Annotated in this window: 14 protein-coding genes; 6 read left to right on the top strand and 8 right to left on the bottom strand. The window is 75.6% G+C overall.

Translation table 11 applies throughout. The annotated features are described in order from the left end of the window. Positions 1 to 10: 10 nt before the first annotated feature. The 3 genes from WMF42_RS39045 to WMF42_RS39035 form a co-directional block, all read right to left on the bottom strand. Positions 11 to 643: an AMIN-like domain-containing (lipo)protein gene (locus tag WMF42_RS39045; protein WP_061609652.1), complete on the bottom strand. Its 633-nt coding sequence runs from the start codon at positions 641 to 643 to the stop codon at positions 11 to 13. Positions 644 to 738: 95 nt separating this feature from the next. Continuing rightward, positions 739 to 1269 carry a TlpA family protein disulfide reductase gene (locus WMF42_RS39040; RefSeq protein ID WP_437688253.1) on the bottom strand — a complete coding sequence of 177 codons (531 nt, stop codon included), beginning with the start codon at positions 1267 to 1269 and terminating at the stop codon, positions 739 to 741. 177 nt (positions 1270 to 1446) lie between these two features. Next, positions 1447 to 3474 carry a TonB family protein gene (locus tag WMF42_RS39035; protein ID WP_437688252.1) on the bottom strand — a complete coding sequence of 676 codons (2028 nt, stop codon included), beginning with the start codon at positions 3472 to 3474 and terminating at the stop codon, positions 1447 to 1449. Between the two features lie 511 nt (positions 3475 to 3985). Between WMF42_RS39035 and WMF42_RS39030 the strand changes: the two genes are divergently transcribed. The 6 genes from WMF42_RS39030 to WMF42_RS39005 all read left to right on the top strand — a co-directional run bounded on the left by WMF42_RS39030 (position 3986) and on the right by WMF42_RS39005 (position 12433). Then, positions 3986 to 5605, top strand: a complete 1620-nt coding sequence (locus WMF42_RS39030; protein WP_437688251.1) for an AgmX/PglI C-terminal domain-containing protein — start codon at positions 3986 to 3988, stop codon at positions 5603 to 5605. A gap of 361 nt (positions 5606 to 5966) precedes the next feature. Beyond that, positions 5967 to 6902: an alpha/beta hydrolase gene (locus tag WMF42_RS39025; RefSeq protein WP_437688250.1), complete on the top strand. Its 936-nt coding sequence runs from the start codon at positions 5967 to 5969 to the stop codon at positions 6900 to 6902. 69 nt (positions 6903 to 6971) lie between these two features. After that, entirely contained in the window at positions 6972 to 9878 is a 2907-nt protein-coding gene (locus WMF42_RS39020) for a PEP/pyruvate-binding domain-containing protein (protein WP_437688249.1), read from the top strand. Then, positions 9875 to 10855 (top strand): pseudouridine synthase, encoded by a 981-nt coding sequence (locus WMF42_RS39015; RefSeq protein ID WP_437688248.1) that lies wholly within the window; start codon positions 9875 to 9877, stop codon positions 10853 to 10855. The genes WMF42_RS39020 and WMF42_RS39015 overlap by 4 nt, the downstream gene beginning before the upstream one ends. Then, entirely contained in the window at positions 10852 to 11676 is an 825-nt protein-coding gene (locus tag WMF42_RS39010) for a hypothetical protein (RefSeq protein ID WP_437688247.1), read from the top strand. The genes WMF42_RS39015 and WMF42_RS39010 overlap by 4 nt, the downstream gene beginning before the upstream one ends. 109 nt (positions 11677 to 11785) lie before the next feature. After that, positions 11786 to 12433, top strand: coding sequence for a tetratricopeptide repeat protein (locus WMF42_RS39005; RefSeq protein ID WP_233561899.1), 648 nt, complete (start codon positions 11786 to 11788; stop codon positions 12431 to 12433). Positions 12434 to 12702: 269 nt separating this feature from the next. On the opposite strand, the gene WMF42_RS39000 is transcribed toward WMF42_RS39005, so the two are convergent. The 5 genes from WMF42_RS39000 to WMF42_RS38980 form a co-directional block, all read right to left on the bottom strand. Further along, positions 12703 to 13617: a 3-hydroxyacyl-CoA dehydrogenase family protein gene (locus tag WMF42_RS39000; RefSeq protein ID WP_437688246.1), complete on the bottom strand. Its 915-nt coding sequence runs from the start codon at positions 13615 to 13617 to the stop codon at positions 12703 to 12705. A gap of 8 nt (positions 13618 to 13625) precedes the next feature. After that, entirely contained in the window at positions 13626 to 14159 is a 534-nt protein-coding gene (locus WMF42_RS38995) for a hypothetical protein (RefSeq protein WP_437688245.1), read from the bottom strand. A gap of 102 nt (positions 14160 to 14261) precedes the next feature. Further along, complete coding sequence (locus WMF42_RS38990; RefSeq protein WP_061607749.1) at positions 14262 to 16742, bottom strand: AAA family ATPase; 2481 nt, start codon at positions 16740 to 16742, stop codon at positions 14262 to 14264. Positions 16743 to 16880: 138 nt separating this feature from the next. Continuing rightward, complete coding sequence (locus WMF42_RS38985) at positions 16881 to 21440, bottom strand: VIT domain-containing protein (RefSeq protein WP_437688244.1); 4560 nt, start codon at positions 21438 to 21440, stop codon at positions 16881 to 16883. A gap of 5 nt (positions 21441 to 21445) precedes the next feature. Then, a complete protein-coding gene (locus WMF42_RS38980; protein WP_437688243.1) occupies positions 21446 to 22060 on the bottom strand; it encodes an RNA polymerase sigma factor in 615 nt (204 codons plus the stop codon). Positions 22061 to 22108: the final 48 nt, after the last annotated feature.

The raw sequence follows: 22108 nt of genomic DNA, 5'->3' as shown, positions 1-22108 counted from the left end.
TCGCGCGGCCTCAGTGCTTCACGTCGACGACGAGCCGCGCCGGCTTCGTCAGCTCGAGGACGCGGTACCGGTTCGGCGACGAGACCCCGAGCACCCAGGTCACCTCGGCCTCGAAGTCGCACGTGCGCTCGAGCTCCAGGGCCACGCCGAGCGCGAGCTTCCGCTCGCGGAACGGGATCGTGGCCTTCCCCGCCTCCGTGTGCGCCGCGGCGGGGGTCATGCGCACGGCGAGCCACCCGTCGCCGGCGATCTCCGTCGCCTCGCCCGAGCCGCACTGCCGCACCGGCTTGTCGATGTAGTCGACGTGGTAGCCAGGCACCGTGTCCCCCTCGAACTCGAACACGACGCGGTCGTAGTGCTCGTGCCGGGCCGCGCGCACGTCGCGCAGGACCGCGACCGTGGCGCCGGCGCGCGGCTTGTCGGTGGCGCCCGCGGTGCCCTCGAACGAGTCCGTGCTCGTGGGGTCAGCCTGCTTCGGGGGCCGCGGCGTGGGCGGCTCGTCGTCCGCCGCCGGCTCGGCGGGGGGGCGCGTGTCGATCGGCGTGACGTGCGGGATGGGCTGAGCAGGCTCGCTGCCGCCGCCGCGGCAGCCCGCGGCGAGCGTCACGATCGCGGCTGCGAGCAGCAGGTTCGCGGTCCTCATGGAGGTCCATCCATGGCTCCGCCGCCGCCGCCCGTCCACCGCGACGCGGGCGCCGCGCTCGCGATCGCCGGCGCGGGCGCCGCGCGCTCCGCGGATCACCGCGCCGCCGCGCGCGCTCGGGCCAGGATCGCCGCGAGCCGGGGGACGATCTCGTCCACCGCGCGGTCGCCCTTCACCGACCCCTCGACGCGGAGGGGCGTTCCCCGGCCGTCCGCGCCCGGCACGACGAAGAGCGGGATCATCTCGGACGCATAGCCGGCCTCGGCGAGCCGGTCGTGGTCGCGGTCGAGGTCGAACTCGAGCAGGCGCAGCGCCGGGAAGCTCGCGTCGAGCTGGCCCGCCTTCACGGCGTCGTGGAACCTCGTGCACGGCTCGCACCACGACGCGCCCACGTAGACGACGAGCTCGCGCCCCTCGCGCCGGGCGCGGTCCCGCGCCTCCTGCACCAGCGCGGGGACCTCGCCGCCCTCCGGCGCCGGCACGACCTCGGCCCCGAGCGCAGCCGGGCGCGCGGCGCTGCTCCCTGCGCCCGGCCGGGAGGTCTCTTCCCGCGAGCAGCCGAGCAGCGCCGCGAAACAGAGGATCAGCCCGGCTCGCGCCGCCCGGTTTCGGCCATGATCACTCATGTCGTCTTCCTCTCGGCCGCCGTCATGCTCGCCCTGTGATGGGGAAGAATTTGAACCACAGAGGGCACAGAGGGCACAGAGGAAAGAGAGAGTTTTTTATCCTCTCTTCTCTCCTCTGTGCCCCTGTGGTTTTTTTCTCATGAACCAGGGATGAGCCTCAGCGGCGAGGTGCTGGCGTCAGGGCAGCACGAGCTTGATCGAGAACACGTAGTCGACGTTGACGGGCTGTCCCTGGTACGTGACCGGCTTGTAGCGGCTCGCCGCGAGCGCCGAGAGGACCGCCTCGTTCATGTGGGGGACGCCCTTCACGATCCGGCAGCCAGCGAGATTTCCGGCCGTCGTCACCACGCAGCGCGCGAGGACCGTCCCCTCGACGCGGGCCTGCCGCGCCTCCCGCGTGTAGACAACCGCGGGCGCCTCGATCGGCACGGGGCGCGTCATCCCGTCCTGGAAGCGCAGGATCTCGGGAGCGGTCACCATCGACGCCGGCGCGGCCGGCGCCGCGGCGGGCGCGGCCTCTGGAGCCGCCGGCAGGGCGGCCGCGCTGGGCTGGGCAGCTCCGGGCTCGGTCACGGCGGGCTCGGCCGCGGCGCCCTCCTCGCGCAGCGCCTCCTCGTAGAGAGCCGCCTCCGGGAGGGCGCTCACCGCGACCTGCGCGCTCGGCGGCGGCGGAGGCGCGGGGGCCGCGGCCAGCGCCTCGAGGTGGGCCGAGGCGGTCTCGTCCTCGGGGCGCACGACCAGCGCGGCCGGCTTGTAGCCGGGCCTGGTGAGCTGGAGCCGGTACTCGGCCCGGGTCCCGGCGCCCTCCAGGACGAGCCGGCACGGCGTTGCCAGGCACACCTCCGTCCCGCGGTCGGACACGCGGGCGCCGGGCGGAGCGCTCTCGATCCGCACGATCCTGAAGCCGGCCGCCGCCCCGGGCGCTCTGTCCGCCGACGCCTCGGCGGGGACGGCGATCGGCAAGAAGACGGACTGGACGGCCGCCGGGGTGCTCGCGGCCTGCGGCCCGCGCGCCTGCCCGCCGATTGCCATCACGAGGCCGCCGCCGACGAGCGCCGCGATCGGCGCCACGAGGTAAAGAGACAGCGGCCGGTGACGGGGTGGCGCGACAGAGCCGCTGAACGTCGGGGAGACGTGGGGAGGAGACAGCGAGTCGAGCTGGATCGAGCGAGGCGACGCGCCCGAGTCGGCCGGCGGCGGCGAGAGCTCCGAGATGAGCGGCCCCGAGGCCGACGGCGCAGACGGCAGCGCGCCGCCAGGCTGCGACACGGGCACGCGGTCCGGCGTCGACGACCGCGCGACGTCGACCGGCTCGCCCGCCGCGCCCTTCAGCGCGAGGAGGCACTCCTTCATCGACTGGAAGCGCCTGTCCGGGCTCTTCTCGAGACACCGCATCACGATCGCCTCCATCCCCGGCGACACGGGCGCGCCCGGCGCGTCGCCGGAGGCGCGCGCGAGCGGCGGCGGCGGCTCGCTGACGTGGGCCATCAGCGTCGCCGTCGGCACCTTCTTGTCGAACGGCGCCTTGCCGCAGAGCATCTCGTAGAGCAGCACGCCGAGCGAGTAGATGTCTGCGCGCGGCGAGAGCTCGTTGCCCAGCGCCTGCTCCGGCGCGGTGTACCTGGGAGAGCCGATGAACAGGCCCTTCTGCGTCAGATCGTCGAGCTCTCCCGAGACGTCCTTGACCAGGCCGAAGTCGAGCACCTTGACGAAATCCTTCTCGTCCCCCTGGTCGACGAGGAGCACATTGCTCGGCTTGAGGTCCCGGTGCACGAGCCCGAGCCCGTGCGCCTCCGCCATCGCCCGGCAGATCTGCCGGGCGATCCGGCTCGCGCGCGCCTCGGGGAGCGGGCCCTCGTCGTGGAGCACGCGGTGGAGCGTGCGCCCGGCGATGTACTCCATGGCGATGAAATAGATCCCGCGCCGATCGTCCTTGCCGTAATCGAAGACGGTGACCGAGTTCGGGTGGGTGAGCCTCGCCGCGGTCGCGGCCTCGCGCGAGAAGCGCCGGAAGAACTCCGGATCTTGCTCGTGGCGCTCATCGGGGACGAGGAGCTTGAGGGCGCAGATCCGACCGAGCGCGAACTGCTCTGCCCTGTAGACCTTGCCCATACCCCCGCGGGCGATGAGCGAGATGATCCGATATCGGCCCGCGATCGTCGCGCCGATGAGCGGGTCTTGACCGCTGCTCCTGGTCGCACCCATGGCGTTCATCATACGCACGAGGGAGAGCGCCCGGCTACCCCAACGCCCGTGTCATTCTGGTTGCGTGAGCCCCGATCGTCCCTGCGGTTCCGGGTCCACCATCGGTGTGTCGCGCTCGATACCATGGTGCGATGAAGGGGGGTTCTCTGGTCGACGTCTCGGCCGGTGCGTGGTGGTGAACCGGAGAGCACCGGAAGGTTGCGATCCGGTTTCGCGGCGATTCCGCGGCGCGCCGCCGCGGGGGCGTGCGGGCCGGTGGTCTGGAATTTATTCAACGGCCGGCGCGCGAGGTCGCCGCTGAAAATTGCGTTGCAGGCCCGGAACCTGGGGCAGGGGCCGCTGTCGATCCAGGGCGTGGACGCGGTGCTCCGCGGCGCACGCAGAGCGCGGTGAAGCTCGCCGCGCGCCCGCCGTGGAGCGCTGCGCTGGCGGGCTCTCGCGGGCTCGCTCCATTCATACCGCTCGCTGCGCGGCTCACGCCGCGCGCGCGGGCAGGAAAGGGCTGTCTCCGATGGACACGTTCAAGCTGGCTCCGAGCATCGCATCGTCGAACCCATTTCTTGGCAATCTGCCCTTCAGCCCGGCTCCGGCCTGCGAGGCCGAGGTGTCCGCGGACGCGCCGGAGGGCTCGTATACGTACGCGCTGGTCAAGAGCGCGCCCGAGGTGCCCGCGGACGAGTGCGAGACCGAGGCGCTGTCCGTCGAGGTGGTCATCCGGTGGGGGGACAGCCTGCTTCACATGGCGCACCTGACGCCGCCGCGCGCCTTTCACGCCGGCGAGCAGGAAGGCGTCGAGGGCGGGTGTGACTTCTTCGTCCCCGCGGCGCGGCTCGGCGCGGCGAGCGCGCCGCTCGTGCTCGTCGGAGACGGCGGCGAGGTGAGCGCCGTGATCCCGCCGGGCGCCACGGGCATGATCGAGCTCGGGAGCTGCAAGATGACTGTCGCGCAGGCGATCGCGTCGGGCCGCGCCGTGCCGTGTGCGGCGCTCGACGGCGCGCGGCAGATCGCGCTGCCGCTCGGCGGCCGGGCGAAGCTCGATCTCGGCGACTTCGGGGTCGAGGTCGCCGTGGGCAGGGCGGGCCGCCGCGTGGCGGGCAAGGTGAGCCTCGACCGCCGGAGCCTGCCGTTCGCCGCGCTCTCGACGCTGGTCCACGTCGGCCTGCTCTCGGCCATGGCCGCGTTCATGCCGCCGCTGGCCATGGCCGACGACGGCGGCGTCAGCGCGGAGCAGGCGTACCTCATGGCGCAGGCGCTCGCGGCGACGGCCGAGCGGGAGCTGCCCGAGGCGAACGAGGGCGCGGAGGCGAGCCGCCCGAACGAGACGGAAGGCGGCACGGGCGCGGCCGCGATCGGCGAGTCGGGCAAGGCCGGGAGCGCGACGAGCCGGAAGATGAACGGGCGCTTCGACATCGAGGGGCCGAAGGACAACCTCGACGTGCGGATCTCGCGGGCGCAGGCGCTCGACGACGCGGCGCGCTTCGGCATGATCGGCGTGCTCCAGGCGGGCCTCGGCGGCGATCCGAACGCGCTCTCGGCGCCCTGGGGTGGCGTGGAAACGCTCGGGAACGGCGCGCGGAGCGTGATCGCCAACATGTGGGGCGAGACGATCGACGAGTCGGGCGGCGTGGGTGGGCTCGGGCTCCTCGGCGTGGGAGAGGGCGGCGGCGGGCGCTTCACCGGCATCGGGATGGGGCCCCTCGGCACCGTCGGCCACGGCAACGGGCTCGGCGACGGGCAGGGCTTCGGCCCTGGCCACGGCGCGTCGCGCTTCGCCGGCGCCCGTGGCCACAAGCCGGACGCGCCGCGCATGCGGGTCGGGTCGCCCTCGGTGTCGGGCCGGATCCCGCCCGAGGTCATCCAGCGGATCGTGCGGCAGAACTTCGGCCGGTTCCGGCTCTGCTACGAGAACGGGCTGCGCAACAGCCCGAACCTGACCGGGCGCGTGTCGGTCGGCTTCACGATCGGCCGCGACGGCGCGGTCTCCAGCGTGCAGAACGGTGGCTCCGATCTGCCGGACGCCGGCGTGGTCGCCTGCGTGGTGCGCTCGTTCTACGGGCTGTCGTTCCCGCCGCCGGACGCCGGCATCGTGACCGTCACCTATCCCCTCCTCTTCAGCCCCTCCGGCGGCTGACTCACCCCCTGACCTGGCCGACCCGGCCCATCGTGCGCGCGGTGCAGAGCGAGAGCGCGCTGCGATGAGCTCCACCCGGGATCTCGCCCGCGCAACGCGAGCCTACGGGGGGCACGTCGTGGGGCGACAAGACGAAGGATTTGAACCGCCAAGGACGCCAAGGGGGAGAGAAAAAACTCGTCCCTCCTGGCGCTCCTGGCGTCCTGGCTGTCGTTCTCACGATCAGCCCGCTGCGCTTGTCATCGCCGCGCGCACCGCGGCGGCGTGGACGGCTGTCGAAACATGCCTGTCGTGAGCCCGCTACAGGACCAGCCCGCGCGCGCCGGCGCCGCGGCACCCCTCGCTGCTACCCTCGCCGCCGATGGCCGCCACGAAGCTCCCCCCGCTCTCGCGAAGGCGCGCGCTCCTCGGCCTCGCCGCGCTCGCCTCGACCTCGTGCCGCCGCAGCAGCTCGCCGCCGGAGCCGGCGCCCGCGTCGTCCGCAGCCGCCCCTCCGGGCTGGGAGGACCTCGCGTTCGAGCCGGTCGCCGGCGACGAGGGCCCGCAGCGCGCGCTGCTCCTCGCGCCCGGCGACGCGGCGGCGCTGCCGCTGCTCGTCGCCCTGCACGGGCGCGGCGAGGCGGTGCGGGGCGCCGAGGTCGGCGCGCGCGGGTGGCGCGACGACTACGGCCTCGACGCGACCCTCGAGCGGCTCCGCTCGCCGCCGCTCGCGCCGGAAGACCTCGGGCACATGGTGACGCGCGAGCGGCTCGCGCAGCTCAACGCCTCGCTCGGCGCCCACCCCTACCGCGGGATGTCCATCGCGACGCCGTTCACGCCCGACCTCCGCGATCGATCCGTCGAGGGGGCCGCGGGCTTCGGGCGGTTCGTCGTCGAGCGGCTCCTGCCGCGGGCGCGCGCCGAGAGCGGCTGCCGGGCCGCCCGGACGGCGACAGGCATCGACGGCGTGAGCCTCGGCGGCCGCCTCGCGCTGCTCGTCGGCCTGTCGCACCCCGACGTCTTCGGCGCGGTCGGCGCCCTGCAGCCCGCGGTGCGGGCGGGCGAGGCGGAGATGTTCTCGATGCTCGCGCGCCGGGCCATGGAGCGCCGCAAGCTCGCGCTGCGGCTCGTGTCGAGCGAGGCCGACCCCTTCCTGCCCGCCATCCAGGCGATCAGCGATCGGCTGCGACAGGACGGCGTTGCCCACGAGCTGCTCATTGTGCCCGGACCGCACGACTATGCCTGGAATCGAGGCCCCGGCGGCGTGGAAATGGTGCTCTGGCACGAGCGCGTCCTGCGCGGGTTGAGCCCGCCGTGACCGGGTCGGTCCTGGCGTCACAAGCCCCTGACCCAGGCCGCGGAACCGTGTTACTTCCTCGGCAACGACGTGGCCGACCCGACACGCATCGCCCGCGCCGACAGCGCGACCGACCCGCCCTCCGTGCGCGAGTGGCTGAAGCCGCTCGAGAGCGCCGGCCAGCGCCGCCACACGAGCGCGAAGCGCGTCGGCGGCAAGGCGGCGTCGCTCGGGCGCCTGCTCCGCGACGGCCTCCCGGTGCCGCGCGGCTGGGTCCTCGATGCGCGGTGCTTCACGGAGCTCGTCGACAGGCAGCTCCCGCCGGGGCACGACCTCGCGACGCTGATCCGGCTCTCGGGCACGAAGGCGGGCGTCGACCGGGCCGCGCGGGCGCGCGACCGCATCCTGAGCGAGCCGCTGCCCGAGACGCTCTCGACGGCGCTGCGGGCGCTCTGGCAGGCCGTCGAGCCCGACGCGCCCTGGGGGCTCGCCGTGCGATCGAGCGCCACGTGCGAGGACAGCGACGAGACGTCGATGGCGGGGCTCGCCACCTCCGTGCTCGGCGCGCGCGGCGAGGCCGAGCTCGACGCGGCGATCCGGCAGGTCTGGGCGAGCGCCTTCCTGCCGCGCGCGCTCGCCTACCTCGCGCACGCGGGCGTCCGCGACGTCGCGATGGGGGTGGTCCTGCAGGTCATGGTGCGCGCCGAGGCCGCGGGGGTGCTCTTCACCGCGCCGCCGCCGGGGCTCGCGGGAGAGCACTGGCGTGCGGGCGAGCGGCTCGTGAACGTCACGCTCGGGCTCGGCGCCCCTGTCGTCGACGGCGCCGTGGCCGCCGACACCATCCGGATCGCGCGCGACGGCGGCCGGGTGGTCGCGTCGGCGGTGGCGCAGAAGCGGCGCGCGCTCGTCGTGGGCCCGGCGGGGATCGAGGAGGTCCCGGTGCCCGAGGCGCGCGCCGAGCGCCCGGCGCTCGACGAGGCCGCGCTGCGGCAGCTCGCCGAGCTCGCCGCGCGGCTCGAGCAGGGCGGCAAGGGCCCGTTCGACGTGGAGTTCGCTGTCGAGGGCGACGACCCCGGCCGCCCGTCGGAGCCGCCGGAGCCGCCGGACGGCGCCGCGCCCGGCAGCGCGCTGCCGCCGGCCGAGCGGCGCGTCTGGCTGCTCCAGGTGCGCCCGGTGAGCGGCGGCGGCTTCCCCGAGGGGGGCGGCCCCGACACGATCTGGTCGCGCGCCAACGTGAGCGAGGCGCTGCCGGGGGCGGCGACGCCGCTCACCTGGTCGGTGGCCCGCGCGTTCTCCGATCGGGGCTTCCGCGAGGCGTTCTCCGCGCTCGGATGCCGCGTCCCGCGCGGCGCGCGCCTCGTGACGAACGTGTACGGGCGCTTCTACCTGAACCTCACCGCCTTCATGCAGATCGCGGCGCAGGTCCCGGGGCTCTCGCCGCGGGCGCTGCTCGGCATGAGCGGCGGGGCGAGCGAGCAGCTCATCGCGCGGCTCGTCGAGCAGAGCGCGAGCGTCTCGCGGCGCGGCTTCTACGCGCGGCTGCCGCTCACCGGGCCGCGGCTCCTCCTCCGGCAGGCGCGGCTCGAGCGCGAGGTGGCCGCCTACGAGGGCGAGGCGCTGTGGGCGCAGCGCGCGCTCTCCGAGCTCGACATGACGCTCCTGCCGGACGACGCGATCGGCACGACGCTGCGGAGCGTCTTCCTCCTGCTCGAGCGGACCGGCACGCTGATGCTGCACTGCGCGTCGGCGTCGCTCGCGAGCCACCTCGCGCTCTGCAAGGCGCTCGAGCGGGTCACGCGCCGCCGCGCGTCCGCGCGCTCGGCCTCCGGGGAGGCGCCGCTCGACGAGCCGGCCGGCCGCGCGGAGACCAACATCGAGCACCTGGCGCAGGTGCTCGCGGGCGGCGTGCGCGAGCTCGACAGCGCGGGGCCTGGCATCGAGCTCGCCCGGGTGGCCGAGCTCGTCATGCTGGATCGGGTCGCGCGCGAGCGGCTCCTCGCCGGCGAGGTGAGGTGGCCGCGCGACTTGCCCGAGGGGCCGGCGCGCGACGCGCTCGCGCGCTTCCTCGACGCGTACGGCGATCGCGCCGTGCGCGAGGCGGAGCTCGCGACGCCGCGCTGGCGGGAGGACCCGTCGCCTGTCATCGCGATGCTGATGGCGTCGCTGCGCGGCGCGCCCGGCGATCCGGAGCGCGCGCTGGCGCGGGCGCGCGCGCTCGCCGACCGGGAGATGGCGATGCTCGAGACGCGCCTGCCGCGGGTGGAGCTCGCGCTCCTCCGCGCGCTGGTCGGCCGCGCGCAGCGCTACGTGCGCCTGCGCGAGCGCATGCGCACATGGGTGACGCGGGTGCTCGGCATGCTGCGGAAGGTCGCGCTCGACATCGACCGGCGGCTCCGGCGCATCGAGCCCTCGCTGCTGCCCGGGAGCGTCTTCTTCTGCACCTACGAGGAGCTCGTGACGGCGCTCTCCAGCGGCCGCGCCGACGTGGGCCACGTCGTCCGGCTGCGCCGCGCCGAGCACCTGCGCGACGCCGCGCGCCCCGATCCGCCGCCCACGTTCATCGGCCGGCCGCCGCCTGTCGTGCTGCCGCCGGCGTCCGGGGTCCGCCTCCTCGGGCTGCCCGCGAGCCCCGGGGTGGTCGAGGGTCGGGCGCGCGTGCTCGATCCCGGCACATCGGCGCTCGACGCGGTGGAGCCGGGCGAGGTGCTCGTCGCGCGGACGACGGACATCGGCCTCTCGCCGCTGTTCCTTGTGGCCGCCGCGGTCGTGACCGAGCTCGGCGGCCCCATGTCGCACGCCTCGATCGTCGCGCGCGAGTACGGCATCCCTGCCGTGGTGAACGTCCCTGGCGTGACGCTGGCGATCAAGACGGGCGATCGGCTGCGGATCGACGGCGATCGCGGCGTTGTCGAGCGCCTGGACGAGCGCGCCGCGCCGCCGTCGCTGGACGGCGCCGTCGGCGAGGGCGCGGCGCCGCTCGCCGCGCCGCCCGGATGACCGCCGCGCGCTGGCGCGTCGGGCCGGCGGATGGCCCCACGGTGGCCGACGTCCTCGAGCGCATGGGCGGGGCGTCGCGCGGGTTTGCGGGCGCGGCGGCCGAGGGGCGCGCCTTCCTGAACGCGCGGCGCGCGCGGCCTGACGACGCGGTGGCGGTCGGCGACGAGCTCGCCGTGTGGCCGGCGCGGCGCGACGCGCCGGGCGGGCCGCCGGTCGAGGTGCTGGCGCGCTGGGGGGAGATCCTCGTCGCGTCGAAGCCGGCGGCGCTGCCGACGACGCCGGAGCGCCGCGGCACGCGGTCGCTTGTCACGGAGGTCGCGGAGCTGCTCGGCCTGCGCGCGCCGCCGCACGCGGCCTCGCGGCTCGACGTCGGCGTGAGCGGCGCGGTGCTGTGCGCGACGGGCGTGCGGGGCCAGCGGCACCTCGCGGCGATGCGCGAGGCGGGGCGCGTCGCGCGGGTGTACGTCGGCGTCGCGGGGGGGCGCGTCGAGGGGGCGGGCACGTGGGACGCGCCCATCGGCGCGGCGCGGGCGCGGGGCGGGCGCAGCCTGCCGGCGGTGGGCGGCGCCGGGGCGAGGGACGCGGCGACGCGGTACCGGGCGGTCGCCTGGGCGGGCGGCGGCTCGGCCGTGGCCACGCTGCTCCGCCTCGATCCGGTGACGGGCCGCATGCATCAGCTCCGGGTGCACGCCGCGCATGCGGGCGCGCCGCTGCTCGGCGATCGCGACCATGGCGGCGCCCGGTCCGTGACAACGGCGCGGGGCCGCGTGCTTCCGCTGCCGCGCATCGCGCTGCACGCCTTGCGTGTCGCGGTGCCGGACGAGCGCGGCGAGGAGCGCGCGGCGCTGGCCCCTGTCCCTGACGAGCTGCGGGATCTCTGGACGTCGCTCGACGGCGACGGCTCCGCGTGGGAAGAGGTGCTGTCTGCGACGCCCGAGGCGGCTCTGCTGCTCGGGGCTCCATCCGGTACCCGATGACCTCGCCTCGTCCTCTCGCCCGTGCTGCCCTGGCGATCCTCGCCGGCCTCGCGCTCGCCGCCGCCGCCGTTGTCGCGGTCGCCGAGCCTGGCGCACCGCCGTCCCGCGCCGGGTATGCGCCGGACCCGGCGGTGCGTCCGAGCGACAGGCAGTGGGTCTTCGAGGTGCAGTACGCGAAGGGCAGGGGCTCGATCGCGGGGGCGCGCCCGGTGAAGCTCGACAGGGCTGTGTCGACGGCGCGCGTGATGGGCCGGTTCGCGATCGAGCTCTACGTCGGCCAGGAGCTGCTCGACAGGGTCCGTTTCGACGTGCCGCTGACGGGTGACGCGCCCGAGCGGCAGCCGGACATCCTGCACCGCCGTCCGGCGTTCGACGAGGGCGTGACGACGCGGCTGCGCGTGCAGATGGCGGACAACCCGCGCGCGAGCTGGGCCAAGCTGGTCGATCGGAAGACGGGCGCGGAGCAGCGCTTCCTGTGGCCTCCGGGGCCGGACGGCCGGCTGGCGTCGCTGGACGCGCAGGGCCCGGCGGCGCTCGACGGCGGCGTGCTGCCGGATGGTGGCAGGCTGCCGGTGGACGGCGGTGTGCCGGCGGATGGGGGGAGGCAGCCGGTGGACGCGGGGCGTCCGGATGCGGGCTGGCCGCCGGTGGACGCGGGGCAGCCGGACGGGGGTTGGCCGCCGGTGGACGCGGGGCGTCCGGACGGGGGTTGGCCGCCGGAGGACGCTGGGGTGCCCGATGCGGGCTGGCCGCCGGTGGATGCGGGGCGGCCGCCGGACGCCGGGGTGCCGCCGGACCCGTTCAGGCCGCGGCGAAAGTAGCGCGCCGCGCCGAGGTCGACGGGGACGGGGCCCGTCGGGGCTGCCTGGCGTTGTCGGCCTGTGCAGCAAGGTTTCCCCATCGAGGCGTGGCTGCGGTACCTTGGCGGGCATGCAGGACCGTTCGCTTGCTGTCATCGCCTCGTTCGCTTTCGCTGTTGTCGCCGCTGCGGCGCCGGCCGCTGCCCAGCAGACGGCTGCGGACTCCGCGGCGCCGCCTGCTGCTGCGGCCACGTCGCCGAAGGATCCTGAGGGGCGGAGCGGCATCAGCCCGTACACGGAGCAGATCCTGAAGGGTCAGGGGTCGTTCGTGGCGCGCGACATCCCCGGCGCGATCGCGGCTTTCCAGGAGGCGATCAAGCTGGATCCCACGAAGATGCTCGGCTTCTACCGTCTCGGTGAGGCGATGCTCGAGTCGGGCAACCAGGCGGAGGCCGAGGCGGCCTGGACGACGGCGCTCGGCAAGAAGGGCACGGACGCGTTGCACGCCAAGGTCCTCTTCTGCCTCGCGGATCTGCGAGAGCGTCAGAAGAGCTGGCAGGGGGCGCGGGATGCGTGGGGCGCTTACGGCGCGTTCCTGACCAGCAACCCCAAGGCGGGCGGCTATCCGGCGACCGTGACGGAGCGTCAGAAGCAGATCGATCGTCGGGTGAAGGACGAGAAGGACTACGCCGCGGTCAAGGAGCGCATCGTCCAGCGCGAGGCCGAGCGTCAGAAAGAGGCCGAAGAGAACGCCAAGAAGGACAAGCTGAACCGCTAGCGCGTCCTCCCCGGCTGCGCGGAGCTCCTCCACGGAGCACGCGAGCCTTCTCCGTCCTCGACTCCCCATTCCCCGCTGACGCCCGTTGCCCTCTCGACGACTCCCCTTTTTCTTCAGGAGCTGGCGTAGGGGGTAGAGAGCGCTCTGCACGCGCGCGGGGACGGGCCGATGTCTGAGCGCCTCTTGCCCGTGCTTGTCCCTCGCGCAGCGAGGGGCAAGCACGGGCCCGCGCGAGTTCGGCGGGCCCCCGCGCGCGTGCAGAGCGCTCTCTACCCCCTACGCCAGCCGTCGCCCTCGATGGGTTGGGCCCCCGCCTCGGTCCACCGGTAGAACCCCTCCCCTGTCTTCTTCCCGAGCCTCCCCGCCCGCACCATCTGCCGCAGGATCACCGGCGGCCTGAACTGCTCCCCGACCTCTCGGTGCAGGTGCTCCAGTATGGCGAGCCGCACGTCGAGCCCCACGAGGTCCGTCAGCTTCAGCGGCCCCATCGGGTGCCGGTACCCGAGCTCCATCGCGCGATCGATGTCGACCGCCGACGCCACCCCGGCCTCCAGCATCCGCATCGCCTCCGCGCCGAGCGCCACCCCGAGCCGGCTCGTCGCGAAGCCGGGCGTGTCGTTCACCACGATCGGCGTCTTGCCGAGGCGCCTCGCCACCGAGAGCGCCGCCCTCACCGTCGCCTCGTCGGTCTCCAGGCCCCGCACCACCTCGAGCAGCTCCATCACCGGCGGCGGGTTGAAGAAGTGGAGCCCCACCGTGCGCGCCCCCGCCCCGAGCCGGCGCCCGAGCTCCGTGATGCTCAGGCTCGACGTGTTCGAGCCGAACAGCGCCCGCTCCGGCGCCGCCGCCTTCACCCGGCCGAGCACCTCGACCTTGAGGTCCATCCGCTCGGGCACCGCCTCGATCACGAGATCGACGTCCGCCGCCGCGCGGTCGAGATCCGGCGACGCGACCAGCATCCCGATCATCTCGCTGCGCGCCTCGTTGAGCATCTTGCCCTTCTGCACGAGGCGATCGGTCGAGCGCTTGATGTCCTCGATCGCCGCGCCGATCCGCGCCGCGTCGACGTCATGGAGGCGCGTCACGTAGCCGGCGACCGCCGTGACCTGCGCGATCCCCTGGCCCATCGTGCCCGCGCCGAGCACGAGCACCGCGCGCACGCGGGCGCCGGGGGAGACCTCCACCGGCTCGCTCACCTCGGCGCGGCCGGCGGCTGCGCGCCGCTCTTCTGCCGCGCCTCCTGCATCTGCTTGCGCACCCGCTCCACCTCCTCGGGCGTCAGCTTGCGCAGGTTCGCCGAGCCAGGCGCGGCGGGGGCGCCGAGGGCCGCGGCGGCCCGCAGGGTCTCCGCGGCCGCGCCCGCCGCGGGCCCGGTGGGCGGGGCGGGACGCGCGCCCGGCAGCGCCAGCCGGCGCCCGGGCGGGGGCTGGTCACCCTGAGCCGCGGGACGGGCGCCGGCCGCGGCCGCCGGGCGAGCGTCCGCCGCGGCCGCCGGACGCGCGTTGGCCGGGGCGGCCTGCCCGCTCCCCGTGGCGTCGTCGCCGCTGCCCATCGCGAGGAACGTCACGCCCGCGACAACGAAGATCGCGAGCCCCAGCGCAGGGACCCAGTTCGGGGTGGGCGGCTCGTCGGCCGGCAGCGCGCGGGCGGGCTCCCCGTCGAAGCCGTGGTGGTCGCTCGCGTCGTGCGCCGCGGCCGCGTGAGTTTCTTGATGGGCCGTGCTCATGCGCGCGACAGTTGCCGCACTTCCACAGCGGCGTCGAGGGGGTACAACGCTCCGCCGCGCGAGCGGGCAATGGCGCGGCCGCGGCCGCGCGGCCAGGCGCGCTCAGCCCGCGAGCTTCCGGTGGCTGTCGAGCGCCGCGCGCTGATCCTCGAGGTCGTCGCCGTAGACGGCCTCGAGCGCCTCGGTCGCGAGGCGGTGCTGCCGCTCGGCCGCCGGCTTCGGCTGCATCCCGTACGCGGCGTCGCGGATCAGCACCGTGCAGAACTCGAACCGGTGCTCCCCCATCCGCGACCAGATCCGCTGCGCCTCGCCGAAGCGCAGGTGATCCACGAGCACCGACGCGTCCGGGATCATCCGGGCGAGCACGCGCGTGTCGAACTCCCGCCCCAGGACCGCCGCGGAGACGACCGTCTGCCGCGTCCGCGGCTCGAGCCGCTCGAGCCGGGCGACGAGCAGGCTGTTCACCGTGCGCGGCGGCATGAACCGGCTCGAGCGCGCGCCCTCGTGCGTCGACCCGTACCGGCCGTCCTCCAGCCAGTACGCGAGGATCTCCTGCGCGAAGAACGGGTTGCCGCCCGCGGTCTGGCCGAGCAGCGACTCGAGCATCGTGGGGAGCGGGCCGCCGAAGAACGGCTCCGCGAGCGCGAGAAGCCGCTCCTTCGGCAGCGGCGCGAGCTCGATCACCTGCGACGGGATGCCGTCGTCGAGCGGGATGCGCACCGCGCCCTCCTCGCCTCCGGGCGCCGGCGGCCGCGCCGAGCAGATCACCGCGAGCGGCAGATCCCGGCAGGCGGCCGTGATCGCGCGCACCGCCTCGAGCGACGTCGGGTCGGCCCACTGCGCGTCGTCGAGGTGCACCACCACCGGCTGGAGCGAGCTCTCCGCGACGAGCAGCGCGGCGAGCGCGGCGAGCGCCTCCTCGCGCCGCTCGGCCTCGGCCTCCGGCGTCGCCGGCTCCTCGCTCCGCAGCCGGAGCAGCCGCGCGAGCGCCTCGCGCGACAGGTCGATCCGCGCCCGCACCTCGGTCCAGCTCTCGGGCAGCCGCTCGAGGAGGAGCTGGAGCGCGAGATCGAGCCCGGCCTGCTTCGCGCGCTGGCCGATCTCCGAGGAGATCCCGAGGTACTCCTTCAGCGCGAACTCGAACGCGTAGAGCGGCGTGTTCAGCGTCTGGTCGCAGCGGGCCTCGATCCAGAGGAGCGGGCGCATGTCCATGAGCTGCGCGCGCTGGTGGCGGTAGCTGTGCACGAGGTAGCTCTTGCCGATGCCCGCCTCGCCGAGGATGTAGACGACCCCGGCGGAGCGCCCGGTGAAGATCGGCTCGAGCGCGCGCGTGAGCCGCTCGAGCTCGGCCTCGCGGCCGATGGGGCCGAGGTCGTAGAACTCCTCCTGCACGGCGATGCGCCGCCGCTCGAGCGAGTAGACGAGGATCGGCAGGTCGAACCCGTCGAACCGGAAGATGTTCTCGGTCGACCACTGGTGGCTCGCCTCGCCCGCGAGGAACGCCCGCTCGTCCGCCCAGATCGACGACGGCGCGGCCTTGCGCGCGATCTGCGCGGCGAGGTGGACGGCGCGGCCGATGCAGGCGAACTCGCGGCGGCCCGCGCCGCCGAAGAAGCCGATCAGGCAGCGCGCGCGGGTGATGCCCACCGCGAGCCGCTGCACGCCGAGGCCGTTGCTCTTCAGCTCGAGCGCGAAGTCGAGGGCGCGATCGTGGTCGCTCTCGTGCGAGACGGGCGCGCCGAAGTAGAACAGCGCGCCGAAGCCGCGCTCGGTCACGTTCATGCCGGCGAACGTGGCGCCGTACATCGCCGCGATCTCGTGGAGCTGCTGGATGAGCTCCGTCGGGCTCGCGACCCGGTCGAGCGAGAGCGAGACAGTCGTCACCTCCCGGATCTCGCCCTCCGGCGCGAGATCGCCCGCGCCCGGCGGCAGGAACGACTCGGCGTCCGCGTCCGTCGGGGCCGACGCGACGGTCAGCGAGGGAGGCCCGCTCAGGAGATCGGCGTCGTCGAACTCCACCGCGCTCTCGCGCGCGCCGGCGCCGGGGAGCCGCTCGCGGAAGCTGCGATCGAGGTGGAGCTCGCTGTCGTCGCCCCCGCGGTCGGTCGCCTGGCAGGCCTCGAGCGCGGGGCCGTAGAGCAGGAAGTACGCCCGATCCTCGGCGATGCGCACGATCGTCCAGTGGACCGAGCCCCACGCGAGCCCGATCCGGAACGGCATCTGCGCGCCCCCGGCGCCGAGCGCGCGGCGCGCGGCGAGCTCGAGGAGGCTGCGCCGCATCGCGAGGGCGGCGCTGCGGGCGTGCCGGGTGACGTTGCGCCCCGGCCGATCGGGGAAGAGCGCCGTGAACCCGCCGCCCGGCGAGAACGTCGCCACGAACCCGCCCGACTGGTGCACGGCCTCGAAGAGCGGATCGAACAGCGAGCGCAGCGCGTCCGGATCGATCGCCTGACGCGCGATCATCTGCTCGGCGAGCTCGACGACCGCCGGGAGCGAGACGTGCAGGACGGCGGCGTCGACCGCTCCCGCGTACTGCCCTTCGGCATCCTGTTCGAGGATGAAGTCCGGGACGAGCGGATTCATGTCGAAACTGTATCGGGGATCTCCTCCCGACACGAGCGCGGCGGGGGGGCCCTGACGACTCCCCGGGTGAGCGCCCGGAGATGCGCCGGAAAGGCGCTCTCCGGGCGAGGGCGCGGCGCGCGCGCCGGCGTCACCACGTCACCAGGGGCGCACCGGGAGCGCCGGGAGCTCGTCGACGGGCACCAGGCGGGAGGTGAAGAAGACGCGCACCGCGCCGACTTCGCGCCGCGCGCCCTCGAGCGTGAAGGGGATCTTGCGCGTCTCTCCCGCGAGACGCAGGGTCAGCTCGCCGCGCACGACGCCGGCCCCGCCGGGAGGGGCGGACGGCGCGCCTTCCTCCCCGGCGGAGGCGCGCGCGATCTCGACGATGTAGCTGCCCTTGGGGAGGCCGCGCAGCGCGAGCGACTCGGCGCGCGTGCTTGTCGCGTCGCGCGAGCGCACACCGACCGACCCGAGCGTGGAGCCCATCCACGAGAGGCGCCGGCCCTGCGCGTCGATGAGCGCGAGGTCGAGATCGGCGCCGCCGCTCCACTCGGCGCTGAGCTGCACGTCGCCCGAGAGGCTGGCGGGCGGCGCGGCGTCCGGCTGCGCGAGGCGCCGGTCGACCTCCGCCCGGATGGCGGAGGTCACGTCGAGGCGGAGCTGGCTCGCGAGCTCGCCCATGCCGCCCTCGCCGGCGCACCGGATCGCGGCGGCGACGAGCCGCGCGTCGGCGGGCGCGAGGTCGGCGAGCGCCACCCGGTGCTGGCACGCGAACGCGGGCCGGCCCGCGGCGTCCCAGAGATCGGCGAGGCGCGTCTGGACGGCCCTGTCGCCGGGGCGCACGTCGGCGAGGCCGCCGAGGATGCGCGCCGCGCTGTCGCGATCGCCCTGGCGGGCCGCGAGGTCGGCGCGGGCGATCAGCGCGTCGGGGTCGAGCGCGTCGCGGCCGCTCCAGCGCGCGGTCAGCTCCTGGGCCTCGCCGAGCCGGCCGGTCGTGGCGTAGAGCGCGTAGAGGCCCATCGTCCGGTCGCGGCTGTCCGGGGACGCCGCGAGCGCCGCCTCGGCGGTCGCCGTCTTCGCGGCGCCCTCGGGCGCGAGCGTGTTCGTCGCGTCGAAGCTCACGCGGCGGTCGAAGACCCGGCGCATCGGGACCATCCGCCGCGGGGCCGGCGGCTGCCAGGCGGGCTCGGGCGGGCGGGCGCTTGTGGCCGCCGGCCTCGGCGCGTCTCCCTCGGCGATCTCCGCCGGCAAGTCCCTGTCGAGGAACGGCGAGCCAGGCCCGCTCGGGCGCGGGGGGGACATGGGCGCCGCCGCCTTCGCCGGCGGTGCCGGCCTCGCCCGTCTGGGGAGCGCGTCCAGGCTGGACCGGCCGCCTCCGCCGAACCCCGTGCCCGACACCCCGAGGTCCGCCGCGGCCTGGGACCGTTCCTCCTTCGACTCCGCCCTCCCCTTCGGCGCTTCGGCCTCGAGGTCGTCGTTGAACGCGCTCGCGTCGTTCGCTGCGTCGTCGGGCTGCTCCCCCGCGGCGCTCGCGCTCACGCGCTCGGCCTGCTCCTCGCCGGTGAAGGCCGAGGCGAGGCCGTCCCGCTCGAGGCCGAACGCCTTGAACATCGCCTCGCTCTCCAGGACGAGCAGCGACGTGAACCGGCTCGCCACGGAGAAGCGCCGCGACAGCTCGATGATCGCGGGCTTCTGCGCGTCGCCGCCTGTCTCCTCGAGCTCCGCGATCTTCGCCGCCGCGTAGAGGCGGGGGACGAAGGCGTTGCCCGCGCCCGTGCCGGCGGCGATGGTGACGGGGTAGGTCTGCTCGAAGCGCTCGCCCGAGACGCGGCCGCGGAGGCGGATCTCGCCGGTGACGTCGGCGCCGGAGCTCATCCGCGCCATGACGAACGCCTCGCCGCCGGCGCGGATCGGGTCGAGCCGCGCCGGCGTGACCTGGGTGAGGCCGGGGGGCAGCTCGATCTCGGGATCGCGCAGCACGAGGCCGTAGGCCGCGCCGAGGACCGACTGCGCCGCGCTCGCGACCCGCTGGCCGGGCACGTAGGGGACCATCACCCCGCCGCCGCCGCGCGCGAGCGCCCGGAGCGACGTCGTGTCCGCGTCGCTCCCGAGCGCGACAGCGACGACGGCGGCGCCGTCCGCGGGGACGGCGCCGCGCACCGCGGCCTCGATGTGCGAGGGGCGCGTCGGCCCGACCGACGGCGTGCCGTCGCCGAGGTAGAGGATCCGCAGCTCCTTGCCCTGCAGCGGGCCGGCGGCCGCGCGCGCCGCGATCATCGCCGCGGCGAGATCGCTGCCGCCGTCGGGCTCGATGCGGCCGAGGAACCGCTCGACCTCGTCGGCCGACGCGGCGCCGGGCGCCATGGGCCGCGCGGCGCCGGCCTGGCCGCCCTCGCCGAGCGAGCGGCAGAGCGTGTCGCACGCGAGCACGACGACCTCGTCGCGCCTGTCCATCTCGCGGACGATCGACGAGGCGAGCCGCGTCGCGCGGGCGAAGCGCTCGCCGATCATCGAGCGGCTCGAGTCGACGACGATCGCGTGGCGCCGCGACGTCGCCTGCTCCCAGCGGGGGAGCCGGGGCCGGAGCGCGATCGCGACGTAGGGCGAGGCGTCGCCCGCGATGGCGCGCGCCGCGGCGAGCGACGCCTCGTGCTCCGCGCCGCCGCTCCCCGGCGCCCCGGCCGGCCTGCGCGGGGCCGGCGGCGATGTGGCCGCCTTCGGCTCGGGCGCCGTCGCCGCGGCGGGGGGCATCCGGTAGGCCCACGCCGTGACCGGGCGATCGCGATCGGGGAGCGCGTACTCGACCGTGAGGTCGCCGGCCGGCGTGAACCCCTGCGCGTGCAGCGTGCGCCGGTCGGCGGCGCCCTCGGCGGGCGCCGCGGCGAGCTCGTAGCCGCGCGTCTCGACGCCGAACTCCCGGTCGTGGCCGAGCACCTGGAGGTCGAGCGAGAAGTCGCCGATGGTCGTCGTGCCGCTCTGGTCGTGCGCGAGCGGGTAGGTGAAGCGCCGGACGCCGGCGGCCTGCTCGACGAGCTGCGTGTAGGTGAGCACGACGCGGCGCGCGCCGCGCTTCGGGATGGGGAAGATGCGCAGCTCGAACCGGCCGCCGCGCTGCCACTCGAGCAGCGCGGGGTCGCGCCACGGGCCGGGGACCCAGATGATCTCCTCGCGCGGTTTGGGGGCCTTGGGGGCGGCGTTCTGGAGGACGCCGCGCCAGATCGCGGCCCCGCGATCGCGGTCGACGAACGCGCCCTCGATGAGCTTGCCGTCGACCTCGAGCGCGAGCCGCTCGATCTGCGCGCCCGGCGGGAGCGGGAAGCGGAAGATGCCCTCGAGCTCCTCGTCGGTGTCGTTGGCGAAGGTCTCGTCGATCTCGGTCCTGGCGACGACGTCGACGATCCGCACCTTGACCGCGTGCTTCGCGAGCCGCACGGCCCGCTCCTTCTCCTGCGTGGCGCCCGGCTTGCGCGCCCGGAGCTCGCCGAGGCCGCGGAGCGCGGGGGCGTCGGCCTCCTCGGCGGACCTGTCGCTCCACGAGAGCGAGTCGGCGAGCGACGTCGAGCTCGCGACCCGCGGCGCGGCGCCCCTCTCGAGCGTGGCCTCCTCGCCGGCGCGCACCTCGACGGGCTCGCCCTTCTCGCCGGTGACGCGCACGGCGCCGCGCGCGACCTCGACGGAGGCGCGCTCCGCGCTCGCGGTGACAGCGAGCTTCGTCCCGAGCACCTCGATCTCGCCGTGGGGCACCTTGATGCGCGCGGGCGGCGCGCCGGCGGCCGGGACGACATCGAGGACGACGGCGCCCTCGTCCACCCGCGCGGCTCGGGCGTCGCCGGCGCCGAGCCACACGCGCGAGCCGCGGTCGATCGCGAGCGCGGAGCCGTCCTGGAGCGCGACGTGCGCGCGTGTCCGCGCGTCGGTGCGCAGGGTCGCGCCCTCGGGGAGCTCGGCGCCCGGTACGAGCGGCGCGCAGGCGCCGGCGGCGTCGCACGCCTCGAGGCCGCCGGATCTGTCGGCCGAGGCGCGCGACACGGAGGCGACCTTTCCGGACCAGGGCGAGCTGACCGCCGCCGCCGTGCTGGCCGGGCCGTCCTTGTCGTCGCGCAGCAGGACGACGCCGGCCACCATGGCCGCCGCGGCGGTGAGGGCGGCGGCGGCGATGGCGGGGCGCCGCCCGAAGAGCGCGCCCCGCGCGCGGCGCGGCGCCGGCGCGGCGCGCCCGGCGCTGGAGGAGCGCGGCGCGCCTGTGTCCGCGCCGGTCAGGGCGCCGCCGGTGCGGGCGTCGGCCGTCGCCTCACCAGCGCGCACGTCGCTGTCGCGCGCGTCGGCCGTCGCCTCGCCGTGGCGCGCGTCGGCCGTCGCCTCGTTGTCGCGCGCGTCGGCCGTCGCCTCGCCGTGGCGCGCGTCGGCCGCCGCCTCGCCGTGGCCCGCCTCCGGCACCGCCCTGAGGACGGCGCCGCTCGTCGCGCCCTCCGAGGGGCGCGCGGCCTCGATCCGCCGGAGCAGCGCCTCCGCGAAGTCGTCCGCCGGCCGGAAATCAGCGCCCGCCGCCGCCGCGGCCTCCGCGGCCCGCGCCGCGTCGTGCCGGAGGTCGCGGCACGCGTCGCAGCCGGCGATGTGCTCGTACAGCGACGGCCGCGCCGTCCCGTCGATCACCTCCGCGAGCTGCTCCTCGACCTCGCCGCACAGCCCAGCCGAACCCGTTCCTGTCGCGCTCATCGCCCTCACTCCTCGCCCAGGTCGGCCCTGAGCCGCCCGAGCGCGCGGCTGACCCGCTTGCGCGCCGTCGCCTCGTCGATCCCGCACGCGATGGACACCTCCTTGAAGGAGAGCCCCGCCTCGAACCGCAGCACCACCGCCTCGCGCTCGCTCGGCTTGAGCCGCGCGAGGGCCGCGCGGGCGCGCTCGGCCCGCTCCCGCTCCAGCGCGATCTCGCTCGCGTCGGGCCGCGGCCGGGTGTCGTGCACGAGGCGCAGCCGCGCCTCCCGCCGCGCCTTGATCTCCGTGTGACGCCCGCAGAGGCGCCGCGCGATCCCGAAGAGCCAGGCCCGCACGCTCCCCTCGGCGCGGTACTGGGGGAACGCGTCGAGCGCCGCGAGCAGCGTCTCCTGCACCAGCTCCTCGCTCTCGGCCTGCGATCCCGTGAACGCCATGCACAGCCGGCCCAGCGGCATCGCGTAAGCCCTGGCGCACAGCGACAGCGCTTCCCGGAAGTCGCCTGCCCCGATCAGCCCCTCGATCGCCCGCGCCTCGTCGGCCCGCGCGTCGCCCTCGGTCCGCGCGTCGCCCTCGGCCCGCGCGCCGTCCCCCGCCCCCACGAGCGCTAGCCCAGCTGCCATCGCTGCCTCATCGCCGGCCATGTGTCCGCGTCCCCCGGGTTCGTGACC

This window comes from Sorangium sp. So ce176 (genome assembly GCF_051519835.1).
GTDB lineage: Bacteria > Myxococcota_A > Polyangia > Polyangiales > Polyangiaceae > Sorangium > Sorangium cellulosum_G.
The sequence above is the reverse complement of the archived record's forward strand: the minus strand, read 5'-3'. Positions and strand labels throughout refer to the sequence as shown.

Bases quoted from the DNA above. Each gene is read 5' to 3' on its own strand.
- WMF42_RS39045 (WP_061609652.1), bottom strand. From the start codon at position 643: ATGAGGACCGCGAACCTGCTGCTCGCAGCCGCGATCGTGACGCTCGCC.
- WMF42_RS39040 (WP_437688253.1), bottom strand. From the start codon at position 1,269: ATGAGTGATCATGGCCGAAACCGGGCGGCGCGAGCCGGGCTGATCCTC.
- WMF42_RS39035 (WP_437688252.1), bottom strand. From the start codon at position 3,474: ATGGGTGCGACCAGGAGCAGCGGTCAAGACCCGCTCATCGGCGCGACG.
- WMF42_RS39030 (WP_437688251.1), top strand. From the start codon at position 3,986: ATGGACACGTTCAAGCTGGCTCCGAGCATCGCATCGTCGAACCCATTT.
- WMF42_RS39025 (WP_437688250.1), top strand. From the start codon at position 5,967: ATGGCCGCCACGAAGCTCCCCCCGCTCTCGCGAAGGCGCGCGCTCCTC.
- WMF42_RS39015 (WP_437688248.1), top strand. From the start codon at position 9,875: ATGACCGCCGCGCGCTGGCGCGTCGGGCCGGCGGATGGCCCCACGGTG.
- WMF42_RS39010 (WP_437688247.1), top strand. From the start codon at position 10,852: ATGACCTCGCCTCGTCCTCTCGCCCGTGCTGCCCTGGCGATCCTCGCC.
- WMF42_RS39005 (WP_233561899.1), top strand. From the start codon at position 11,786: ATGCAGGACCGTTCGCTTGCTGTCATCGCCTCGTTCGCTTTCGCTGTT.
- WMF42_RS38995 (WP_437688245.1), bottom strand. From the start codon at position 14,159: ATGAGCACGGCCCATCAAGAAACTCACGCGGCCGCGGCGCACGACGCG.
- WMF42_RS38990 (WP_061607749.1), bottom strand. From the start codon at position 16,742: ATGAATCCGCTCGTCCCGGACTTCATCCTCGAACAGGATGCCGAAGGG.
- WMF42_RS38985 (WP_437688244.1), bottom strand. From the start codon at position 21,440: ATGAGCGCGACAGGAACGGGTTCGGCTGGGCTGTGCGGCGAGGTCGAG.
- WMF42_RS38980 (WP_437688243.1), bottom strand. From the start codon at position 22,060: ATGGCAGCTGGGCTAGCGCTCGTGGGGGCGGGGGACGGCGCGCGGGCC.